Genomic DNA, 10,567 nt, shown 5'->3' on the forward strand with positions numbered 1-10,567 from the left:
CTCCCAACCTCGTTGCGGCGCGGCTGCGCCTCTGGCACTTCAACAACATTGTCGCAGCCCCGACCCGCGGTCACGAGCGGGGGCTCCTGTCGTTTCCGTGCCCTCGGATTGGGTCATAGTGTCTGTCCGTCCTCTTCTTGCGGCGTTGTCTTGCTCCGGATGGGTAGTCACCTTGCTCGATCTGGCGGGTTTTCGCTGTCGGAAATGATCCGTTGGGGACGGAGGAAAACGGATCATTTTTATCCTGGTGCATTGGTGCAGGGGGCAGGTTTCCTTTGCACTAGTTTCTATCGAGTCGGTGCTTCTTGCGGGTTGCCCGTATAATGGTTTGCGTATGAACCGCAACCAAGGAGTTCCAGTTTATGGACCAGAGCCTTTTTAAATTCGACCTGATCGCCGAGGATCCGACGACGCATGCGCGTGCCGGCGTGCTGCACACCCCGCACGGCGACATCGAGACGCCGATCTTTATGCCCGTGGGCACCAAGGCAAACGTCAAGGGTATTCCTACCGAGACCGTCAAGCAGCTCGGCGCCCAGATCGTGCTTGCCAATACCTATCACCTGTCCATGCGTCCCGGCGAGGATACCATCGCCGAGCTGGGCGGCCTGCACAAGTTTATGAACTGGCACGGCCCTATCCTCACCGACTCGGGCGGTTTCCAGGTGTTCAGCCACAACGACGCGGTCAAGCTCACCGATGAGGGCGTGCGCTTTATCGTCAACGATTACGACGGTCGCCACGTGTTCTGGACGCCCGAGGACAACATGGAAATCGCCATGAAACTCGGCTCCGACATCTGCATGCAGCTGGACCAGTGCCCGGGCTATCCCGCCACGCGCGCCTACGTTGAGCGCGCCGTTGAGCTGTCGAGCATGTGGGCCGAGCGCTGCTATAAGGCGCATACCCGCGACGACCAGGCACTCTTTGGTATCGTCCAGGGCGGCATGCACCTAGATCTGCGCCTGCGCTCGCTGCGCCATCTGGAGGAGTGCGGCGACTTCCCCGGTTACGGCATCGGCGGCTACTCGGTGGGCGAGGACCACGAGACCATGTTCGAGACCCTGACGCCGCTTGTGAGCGAGTACATGCCCAAGCACAAGCCGCGCTACCTGATGGGCGTCGGCAACCCCACCACCCTCGTGCGCGGTGTGGGCGTGGGCATCGATATGTTCGACTGCGTGCTGCCGACGCGCACCGGCCGCATGGGCACGGCATTCTCCAGTGAAGGTCGCCTTAACTTCCGCAACGCTCGCTTTGCGCATGACGACGGCCCCATCGATCCCACCTGCACCTGCCCGGTGTGCACGGGCGGTTACAGCCGTGCGCTCATCCGTCACATGGTCACGCAGAAGGAGATGCTCGGCGGCATTCTGCTGTCGATGCACAACATCTACTACCTGCTCAACCTTATGCAGCGTGCCCGTCAGGCCATTATCGAGGGCCGCTACGGTGCGTTCGTGGGCGACTGGATGAACAGTCCTGCTGCGGTGGATTACTAAGGGCGACAGACACGCTTGCAGAGCGTGGGCAACGGCAAAGGCTGAGCGGCAGCCGCTCGTCACATTCTCTGACGCTGGCTGCACGACCGCTGACCGATAGCTTGCAAGCGCTTGATGCTTCGTGGGTACCATACCGAATAGTTGATGTTCGGGCGGGTGTTTGGCGCATGGCGTCGACCCCGCCCGTTTTTCTTTTTCTCGATAGGAGCACCCATGATTAAGAACGAGAATGTCGAGGGCGAGCCTGCCTACGACGAGACGTACCGCCGCGGTCCCGTGGTCATGCGCGGCCCCATGATTCCTAAGGACAACACCTACGCCAACCTACTGGCGCCCGAGGAGTCGACCGACTGGCTGCATGCCGATCCGTGGCGCGTACTGCGCATCCAGGCCGAGTTTGTCGATGGCTTTGGCGCACTTGCCGAGTTAGGGCCTGCGGTGACCATCTTCGGTAGTGCCCGTACGCCCAAGACCGATCCGCTCTACAAGGCGGCGCGCACGGTCGGCCGTAAGATTGCCCAGCGCGGCGTGGCGGTTATCACCGGTGGCGGCCCCGGCATCATGGAAGCGGCCAACAAGGGAGCGGCGAGCGTCAACGGCAAGTCAGTCGGCCTGGGTATCGAGCTTCCGCACGAGCATGGGCTCAACAAATACGTGAACCTCGGTATGGACTTCCGCTACTTCTTTGTACGCAAGACCATGTTCGTCAAATACAGCTCGGGCGCCATCGTGTTTCCCGGCGGGTTTGGCACGCTCGACGAGATGTTCGAGGTGCTCACGCTGGTGCAGACGCATAAGGTCAAGCGCATGCCGCTTGTACTGGTAGGCAGCGAGTACTGGCAGGGCCTATTCGACTGGCTTAACGGCCCGGTGATGGACGCCGGTATGATTAGCCCGCTCGATCCCGAGCTCGTACACATCACCGACGACATCAATGAGGCCGTCGACATCGCCCTGAGCGGGCTGATGTAGATCAATCGTGCCCATGCGACATGAATACGCATGGCAATCTGATGTTATTTAACAGCAGATTGCCATTTATATTGGGTATACTTGTGTAAAAGACGAGGGCGAGGAGGTCGCAAATGTCTACAGCAACAGTTAAGCCTACGACGGTTCGAATCGAAGAGGGGCTCAAGGAGCAGGCGACTGAGTTCTTGGATTCGGTCGGCCTCAGCCTCAATTCCTATCTCAATCTTGCCGTTCGGCAGCTGGTAAATCAGCGAAAGATTCCTTTTGAGATTGTAGGAAGGGCGGAGGTGCCCAACGAGGCGACGAGACGCGCCATGGTGATCGCCGAGGCTCATGAGTTGGGGATTCTGCTAGACGACAGCCCGTCATTCAATAACGCTGATGAGCTTATATCGTTCCTCGATGAGGGCTAGCGATGTTTGAGATTAAAGTCGAGGCTCAGTTTAAGGCGGATTACAAACGGACGATGCGCATCCATCCGCAGCTAAAAAGTGAGTTTAAAGCGGCGGTTGCGGAGCTTGTGGCTCATGGGTCACTTCCGGCGGAGTATGGCGCCCACGAGCTCTCAAACCCGGGCGGAAACTACAACGGCCACATCGATTTCCACCTATCCGATGGCTTGGTCGATGTGGTCGTTCTTTATCTTCCCCATAAGACTAACCCAGTGATTAGGCTGGTGAGAATGGGCACTCATCAGGAGCTGTTTCAGGGTCCGCTGGGCTGATCGCCGATTTCCAAGTTGCGGTGGAATAGGGATTGATTTGCGGCTGATAAGCCAAAAACAGTCCCTATTCCACCGCAAGTGGTAAAGGTGCCCCTAGTGGATGGGCCGGTAGCGGGGGCAGTAGCTGATGGCGATGGCGTCGACGCCTACGTGGGTGGCGATGGTGCAGCCGATGGGGCCGATGCCGGCGTCTACGTAATCTTGGCCTGCGAGTGCATGGCTGACGAGCTCCTGCTCCTCGGCGGCGCCGGTCGTGAGCACACGCACGCTGGAGCCCGGATGCTCGGTCAAAAATGCGAGGCAATCGGCCATGGTGTTGGCAACGATGCGCTTGGCGCCGCGGCCCTTTTTGATGGCCTTGATCTCGCCCGATTTCCACTCCGGCGAAACGGCCAGGCGAATGTTGAGCATCTGCGTGAGCTGGCCGGCGAGTTTGGGCGCGCGGCCGTTCTTAACGAGGTTCTCGAGCGTGCGGGGAATCAGCAGCAGGTGGGCGTCGGGCAGCGTCGCTCGGATCTGCGCCTCGGTCTCGTCCAGGCTGCGGCCGTCCTCGCGCATGGCCAGCGCGTACTCCACCAGCAGGCCCTCGGCAGCCGAGCCGGTGCGCGAGTCGATGCAGCGCACGTCGAGCTCGTGGGCATCGGCAACCTGGCACGCGTTGGCGTAGCAGGCAGACCACTCGCTGCACAGCGAGATAAAGATGGCGCTGTCGTGGCCGTCGGCGAGCACGCGATCAAAGAGCGCCTTGAACTCGCCGGCGCTTGGCTGCGAGGTGTGCGGCAGCTGCTCGGAGCCGGCCATGCGGGCGACGTACTCCTCGGCGGTAATCTGCACCTGGTCGAGCAGGTCCTCGCCCTCGATAATCACATGCAGCGGAATCACGTAAATGCCGAGCTCTTGGGCGCGGGCGGGGGAGATGTCCGACGTGGAGTCGGTTATGATGGCAAAAGACATAATTGCACCTTTCGTTGGGGCGCTTGCGCGCCGCCTTCTGAGAGCAAAGTGCGACAAGTATAGTAGAGTCGTTCCACATTGCCAGCTTTAATTGTTGAATAGTCAACAGTTTGAAGTGTCGGTGTGGAAATCGCCAACTGGGGAAGAAGGATATCGATGGCGGCATTACAGCTATGCGAGCGGCCGGTCGTGCTGTTTGATTTCGATGGCACGGTGGCCGATACGGGTCGGGCGGTGATGACCTCGACGCGCAAGGCGCTGACTGCGCGCGGGTTTTCGGAGGCGCAGATGGGTGATCTGCGCCGCATGATCGGGCCGCCCCTGTGGAAGAGCTTTCACGACTTTTATGGATTCTCCCGCGAGGAGTCGCTGGTGGTGGCCGACGAGTACCGCGCCTTTTTTGATGAGCTGGGACCGGAGGAGTATCCCGTGTTCGACGGGATCCCCGAGCTGCTCGATGGCCTTGTCGCGCAAGGGCATCGCTTGGCTGTGGCGACGTCGCGCATGGAGGCAAAGTGCATTGACATGGTGCGTGAGCTGGGGCTTTGCCAGTTCGAAGCCGTGGTCGGCATGAATCCGCCGCAGGGGCGCGAGACCAAGGCAGATTCGGTCCGCGATGCCCTGGCGGCGCTCGGTGCGACCGCGGACGAGGCCGTGATGATCGGCGATCGCTTTAACGATGTGGAGGGCGCGCACGCGATGGGCGTGCCGTGCATCGGCATCTATTCGGGCGCGGCGGCGCCGGGCGAGCACGAGGCGGCGGGTGCCGATGCGGTGGTGCACTCGGTGGCCGAGCTTGCTAAACTTTTCGCTATCTAATGACGTGATGTGAGGGGCGGGCACGCTCGCCGCTCACTGCTAAGGAGGTCGTCCATGAATCAGGTGGAGCAGAGCGTTGCCGAGTATGTCGACGAGGTCTGGGAGGATGTCGTCGCCGATATCGAGCAGCTGGTGAGTTATCCGTCCGTGGCAGTTTCTGCCAATGCGGAGCCCGGCGCGCCGTTTGGCCGCCCGGTCCGTGACGCACTCGATTGCGCGCTCGGCATCGCGCAAAAGCTCGGCTACCAGACGAGCGACGACGAGGGCTTTGTGGGAATCGCCGATATTCCGGGCCGCGGCGATAAGCAGCTCGCGACCATCTGCCATGTGGACGTGGTACCCGCTGGCCCCGGTTGGAACACCGACCCGTTTGCGATGGAGCGCCGCGAGGGCTGGCTGCTCGGCCGTGGCGTGATCGACGACAAGGGTCCGGCGGTGTTGTCGCTCTATGCCGGCGCCTACCTGCTCAAGCACGGCATTGTGCCGCGCTATACCTTCCGTGCGCTGCTGGGCTGCGATGAGGAAGTGGGCATGTCCGACGTTCACCATTATCTGGAGAACCACGCAGACCCCGACTTTCTATTTACGCCCGATGCCGAGTTCCCGGTCTGTAATGCCGAGAAGGGCCAGTTTGGGGCGATGTTTGTGAGCCCCAAGATCGACGGCGGGCGCATTGTGTCCTGGAGCGGTGCCGAGGCGAGCAACGCCATTCCGTCGCAGTCTATCTGCGAGCTTGCGATTGCCGCCGATGAGCTGCCGGCACCCGCTGAGAATGCCGACCGCCTGGAGATCACCGCACTCGATAACGGGCATGCGCAGATTTTCGCCCACGGCATTGGCGGTCATGCCTCGATGCCCGAGGGAACGATCAATGCCGTCGGCCTCATCGTGGCGTATCTGCGTGAGGCCGAGGACGCGTTTGGTGCGCGCGACGAGCGCCTGCTGACGCCTGCCGAGCACGAGTTTGTCAAGTTTCTGGCCTTTGTGCATGCGGACGCCTATGGTCGCGGCCTGGGTATCGATGCGACGAGCGCGGCGTTTGGCCCGCTCACGTGCAACCCCGGCGTCATCCGCGTGGTGGATGGCTACATTGAGCAGGTCATCGACGTGCGCTTCCCCGATAGCACCAGTGCCGATACCATCTGCGAGCAGCTCGAGCCGCTCGTGGGCCGCTTTGGCGTGACGTATCGCGTGGGTCGCGCAAAGGTGCCGTTCTCAGTGTCTGCCGACGATCCGGCCGTGAAGGCGCTTATCGATACCTATAACGAGTTTACGGGCAAGCATGCCGAGCCCTTTGCCATGGGCGGCGGCACGTATGCGCGCAACTTTGCCCGCGCCGTCTCGTTTGGCCCAGAGGAGACCGGCCTGGAGCTGCCCGCATGGGGCGGCCAGATGCACGGCCCCAACGAGTGCGCCAACGAGGAGCAGCTCAAGCAAGCACTTAAGATCTATATCGTGGCAATCTTAAAGCTCAACGAGTTGGAGCTGTAGGGCTTCCCCTATATCCTGCTTGGATACAAACTTGTATAACGAGCCCGGTGCTTCGGCCCGGGCTTTTTTGTTGCGGTGGGGTAGTCGTTGGGGACGTTCCTTTGGTGTAAAAGGTGCGCCATGTTCGGCGTTGGATTGTTATTCGTTTGTAAAGCCGAGTCGCGTTTGCGGTAAGGGTCTATCAGATGCCCGTAAGAAACCGCAGTTGGCGCGAGCGCTGCCCGGTCGGGGCCGTATCTTTCCAAACAGCAAAGCGGGCAGGGTGCCCGCGATTCGCATGTATGAAAGGAAGATCATGCTCGATCAGGCTTATTCTCGTCGTCAGTTCCTCGGCCTCGCTGGTGGTCTTGCCAGCATCGTCGGCCTCGGCCTCGTTGGCTGCGGTGGCGCAGGCGCTTCCAACGCTGCCGACAAGGGTAGCGCCGCTGCTGCCGAGTCCGTCTCCGGCGAGGTGACCTACGACGGTGCCTCCTCGTTCCAGGCTCTCGTCGAGGCCGCTGCCGAGAAGTTCATGGACGCCAACCCGGACGTCTCCGTCTCCGGTTCGGGCAACGGTTCGGGCAAGGGCTTGACCGCTGTCGCCGCCGGTACCGTTACCATCGGTAACTCCGACGTCTTCGCCGAGACCAAGCTCGAGGCCGACCAGGTCAAGAACCTCGTCGACCACGAGGTCGCCGTTGTGGGCATGGGTCCCGTCGTCTCCAAGAACGTGACGGTCGACGACCTGTCCCTTGAGCAGCTCAAGGGCATCTTCTCCGGCCAGATCACCAACTGGAAGGAGGTCGGCGGCGACGACGCCACCATCGTCGTGCTCAACCGCAAGGCCGGCTCCGGTACCCGCGCCACCTTCGAGGCAGCCGTCTTTGGCGACGAGGCCGTCGACTTTAAGGGCGACGCCGAGCTCGACAAGTCCGGCGATGTCCAGACTCAGATGGGCAGCACCGACAACGCCATCTCCTACCTGGACTTCTCGCACTTCGATGACTCCAAGTTCAACGCCATCAAGGTCGAGGGCGTGGAGCCCAAGAGCGCAAACGTCACCGACGACTCCTTTAAGATCTGGGCTACCGAGCACATGTACTGCGCTAAGGACGCCGACGAGGCCACCAAGGCCTTCCTGGAGTTCATGCTTTCCAACGACGTCCAGGGCAAGCTCGTCGAGGAGCAGGGCTTCATCCCCGTCTCTGCCATGAAGGTCGTTAAGGATGCCAGCGGCAAGGTCTCCGCTAAATAAGTAATCGCCCCGGAAAGGTTTGCAATGGCAAAACAGCTGCCAAAGCGCGACCTTGAGAACGTGGGCCTGGGCGTCACGGGCGCGTGCGTAGCGCTCGTGACGCTTGTCGTTGCCGCGCTCATCTTTATGGTCGCCCAAAAGGGCCTCTCGGCTTTTCTCAAGGACGGCGTTTCGGTCGTCGAGTTCTTCACCGGCACCAAGTGGGATCTGGCCAACACAGCCGAAAACGGCCTGCCCCATACCGGCGCCCTGCCCCTGATCGTCACCTCGTTTGCGGTCATGGTGCTCTCCACGCTCATCGCATTGCCCATCGCCATCGGCTCTGCCATCTTTGCAGTCGAGATTAGCCCTAAGTTTGGTTCCAAGGTCTTTCAGCCGCTCATTGAGCTTTTGACCGGTATTCCCTCGGTCGTCTTTGGCCTGATCGGTTTTCACGTGGTCGTCGGCCTTATGAAGAGCGTTTTCCACGTGAGTACGGGCCTGGGCATCCTGCCTGGCGCCATCGTGCTGGCCGTCATGATCCTGCCGACGATGACCACCCTTTCGGTCGATGGCCTGCGCGCCGTGCCCGACAGCTACCGTCAGGGTTCGCTTGCTCTGGGCTATACCCGCTGGCAGACCATCTGGCACGTGGTACTCAAGTCTGCCATGCCGTCGCTCATGACCGCGGTCATCCTCGGTATGACCCGCGCCTTTGGCGAAACGCTCGCTGTGCGCATGGTTATCGGCGGCATCGAGGCCATGCCGACGTCGCTGCTGTCGCCGGCGTCCACCATCACCACCACGCTCACCACGTCTATGGCAGTCTATGCCGAGGGCTCGGCCCAGGACGATGTTCTGTGGGCGCTCGGTCTGCTGCTGATGGGCATGAGCCTCATCTTCATCCTGATCATCCACCTTATCGGCCGCAAGGGGGCGAAGGCTCGTGGCTAGCACGCGTATCCACATCGACGAGGCGAGGCTCGGGCGTGTCCAAAAGCAGGACCGCTTCGCCACGGGCGTGTTGACGGCGATCGTCGCCATCGTCATGCTCATCGTCGTCTCCATGGTGGCCTATATCCTGTTCGAGGGCGTCTCGATGCTGTTCCAGCCGGGCTTTCTCACGGAGCCGTCGCGCGCCAACGGAACGCAGGGCGGCGTGCTCTACCAGCTGTTCGACTCGTTCTACCTGCTGCTGATCACTCTGGTCATCTCGGTGCCCATCAGTCTGGGCGGAGCGGTCTTTCTGGTTGAGTACGCGCCGAACGGCCCTATCCGCGACATCGCCTCCACCGCCATCGAGACACTGTCCTCGCTGCCGTCCATCGTCGTCGGCATGTTCGGCTTTCTGGTGTTCTCGGTGCAGCTGGGCTGGAAGTACTCCATCATCTCCGGCGCCGTCGCGCTCACCATGTTCAATATCCCCATTCTGGTGCGCGTGATCCAGCAGGCGCTCGAGGACGTGCCGCAGGCCCAGCGCGATGCGTGCCTGGCCATGGGCCTCACCCGCTGGGAGGCCATGCTGCACATCCTGATTCCCGAGGCCATGCCCGCTATCGTGACCGGCATCGTGCTTTCGGCCGGCCGCGTCTTTGGCGAGGCCGCGGCGCTGCTCTTTACCTCGGGCATGAGCTCGCCGGTTCGCCTCAACTTCTTGAGCCTTAACCTGTCGAGCCCTACTTGCGCCTGGAACGTGTTCCGCCCCGGTGAGTCGCTCGCCGTGCACATCTACAAGATTTACGGCGAGGGGAGCCCCGAGGCACAGCAGATCGTTTGGGGCACCGCGGCGCTGCTGATGATTTGCGTGCTGCTGTTTAACGTAGTCGCCCGTATCGTGGGCAAGCAACTGGCAAGGAGGATGACGGCCGAATGAGCGAGATAAATGCAACGCCCGCAACCGAGGTAGTCACGTCCGACACCCGGGACTTCCTGTCGAGCGTGGGGGAGAGCGAGAAGCGCGTGCGCGTGAGCGGCAAGGCCGTGAGCGACGAGGTTGTGCTCTCCACCAAGGACGTCAACGTGTACTATGGCGACCACCATGCACTGCACAATACGTCGCTCGACTTCCACAAGGGCGAGATCACGGCGCTCATTGGGCCTTCGGGCTGCGGTAAGTCGACCTTCTTGCGTAGCCTCAACCTCATGAATCGCGAGATTCGCGGCTGCCGCGTGGAGGGCGAGATCAACTATCGCGGGCGCAACGTGAACACCAAGACCGAAAACACCTACGAGCTGCGTCGCTCCATTGGCATGGTGTTCCAGCAGCCCAACCCCTTCCGCAAGTCTATTCGCGACAACATCACGTTTGCGCCCAAGCGCCACGGCATCACCGACCGTGACGAGCTCGACCGCATGGTCGAGGAAAGCTTACGCGGCGCGGCGCTGTGGGACGAGGTCAAAGACAAGCTCGATAAGAGCGCCTATGCGCTTTCGGGCGGTCAGCAGCAGCGTCTGTGCATCGCGCGCACGCTGGCGCTCAACCCCGACGTGATCCTGTTTGACGAGCCCTGCTCGGCGCTCGACCCCATCTCGACGTTGGCGATCGAGGACCTTATGTCGTCGATCGTTGCCGACCGCGCCATAGTCATCGTGACGCACAACATGGAGCAGGCGTCGCGCGTGTCCAACCGCACGGCGTTCTTCTACATGGGCGATATGGTCGAGTACGACGAGACTGACGAGATTTTCCAACGGCCCAAGGATAAGCGGCTGAATGATTACCTCACCGGCATGTTCTCCTAGTCCGGGACATGCTTGAGGCCCGCGGCGGCCACGGTCGCCACGGGACTGATTGGAGAGGCGGGTCATCTCTTTTGCGAGATGGCCCGCCTTTTACTCTGCGACCGAAACGACCACCACAAAGGGGCCTGTGAACTGCGCCCCGAAACTTGG

At 61.4% G+C, this 10,567-nt stretch carries 11 protein-coding genes; 10 read left to right on the forward strand and 1 reads right to left on the reverse strand.

Annotated features, from left to right (window positions below):
• Nucleotides 1-362: 362 nt before the first annotated feature.
• From tgt to AAAX36_RS09135, 4 genes are all read left to right on the forward strand, one after another.
• Entirely contained in the window at nucleotides 363-1,502 is a 1,140-nt protein-coding gene (gene tgt / locus AAAX36_RS09120; protein WP_215694799.1) for a tRNA guanosine(34) transglycosylase Tgt, read from the forward strand.
• A gap of 213 nt (nucleotides 1,503-1,715) precedes the next feature.
• Nucleotides 1,716-2,474: a TIGR00730 family Rossman fold protein gene (locus AAAX36_RS09125; RefSeq protein WP_349075196.1), complete on the forward strand. Its 759-nt coding sequence runs from the start codon at nucleotides 1,716-1,718 to the stop codon at nucleotides 2,472-2,474.
• A 113-nt stretch (nucleotides 2,475-2,587) separates the two neighbouring features.
• Complete coding sequence (locus tag AAAX36_RS09130; protein ID WP_349075198.1) at nucleotides 2,588-2,887, forward strand: type II toxin-antitoxin system RelB/DinJ family antitoxin; 300 nt, start codon at nucleotides 2,588-2,590, stop codon at nucleotides 2,885-2,887.
• Nucleotides 2,888-2,889: 2 nt separating this feature from the next.
• On the forward strand, nucleotides 2,890-3,198 hold the full coding sequence (locus tag AAAX36_RS09135) for a type II toxin-antitoxin system YafQ family toxin (protein WP_138374901.1): 309 nt from the start codon (nucleotides 2,890-2,892) through the stop codon (nucleotides 3,196-3,198).
• Between the two features lie 93 nt (nucleotides 3,199-3,291).
• Here AAAX36_RS09135 and AAAX36_RS09140 read toward each other — a convergent pair whose 3' ends face one another.
• Entirely contained in the window at nucleotides 3,292-4,152 is an 861-nt protein-coding gene (locus tag AAAX36_RS09140; protein WP_349075200.1) for a DegV family protein, read from the reverse strand.
• A 156-nt stretch (nucleotides 4,153-4,308) separates the two neighbouring features.
• On the opposite strand from AAAX36_RS09140, the gene AAAX36_RS09145 reads away from it, so the two are divergent.
• From AAAX36_RS09145 to pstB, 6 genes are all read left to right on the forward strand, one after another.
• Nucleotides 4,309-4,971, forward strand: a complete 663-nt coding sequence (locus AAAX36_RS09145) for an HAD hydrolase-like protein (RefSeq protein WP_349075202.1) — start codon at nucleotides 4,309-4,311, stop codon at nucleotides 4,969-4,971.
• Nucleotides 4,972-5,025: 54 nt separating this feature from the next.
• Nucleotides 5,026-6,462 (forward strand): M20 family metallopeptidase, encoded by a 1,437-nt coding sequence (locus AAAX36_RS09150; RefSeq protein WP_349075205.1) that lies wholly within the window; start codon nucleotides 5,026-5,028, stop codon nucleotides 6,460-6,462.
• A gap of 295 nt (nucleotides 6,463-6,757) precedes the next feature.
• Nucleotides 6,758-7,696, forward strand: coding sequence for a phosphate ABC transporter substrate-binding protein (locus tag AAAX36_RS09155; protein WP_349075207.1), 939 nt, complete (start codon nucleotides 6,758-6,760; stop codon nucleotides 7,694-7,696).
• A gap of 24 nt (nucleotides 7,697-7,720) precedes the next feature.
• A complete protein-coding gene (gene pstC, locus AAAX36_RS09160) occupies nucleotides 7,721-8,629 on the forward strand; it encodes a phosphate ABC transporter permease subunit PstC (RefSeq protein WP_349075210.1) in 909 nt (302 codons plus the stop codon).
• Nucleotides 8,622-9,548: a phosphate ABC transporter permease PstA gene (gene pstA, locus AAAX36_RS09165; RefSeq protein ID WP_349075213.1), complete on the forward strand. Its 927-nt coding sequence runs from the start codon at nucleotides 8,622-8,624 to the stop codon at nucleotides 9,546-9,548. The genes pstC and pstA overlap by 8 nt, the downstream gene beginning before the upstream one ends.
• The gene (pstB, locus tag AAAX36_RS09170) at nucleotides 9,545-10,417 is read left to right on the forward strand and encodes a phosphate ABC transporter ATP-binding protein PstB (RefSeq protein ID WP_349075214.1); all 873 of its coding nucleotides are present in this window, start codon (nucleotides 9,545-9,547) and stop codon (nucleotides 10,415-10,417) included. Before pstA ends, pstB begins: the two co-directional genes overlap by 4 nt.
• The last annotated feature ends 150 nt before the right edge of the window (nucleotides 10,418-10,567 follow it).

It is taken from the genome of Collinsella sp. CLA-ER-H10, from assembly GCF_040092475.1.
Classification (GTDB): domain Bacteria; phylum Actinomycetota; class Coriobacteriia; order Coriobacteriales; family Coriobacteriaceae; genus Collinsella.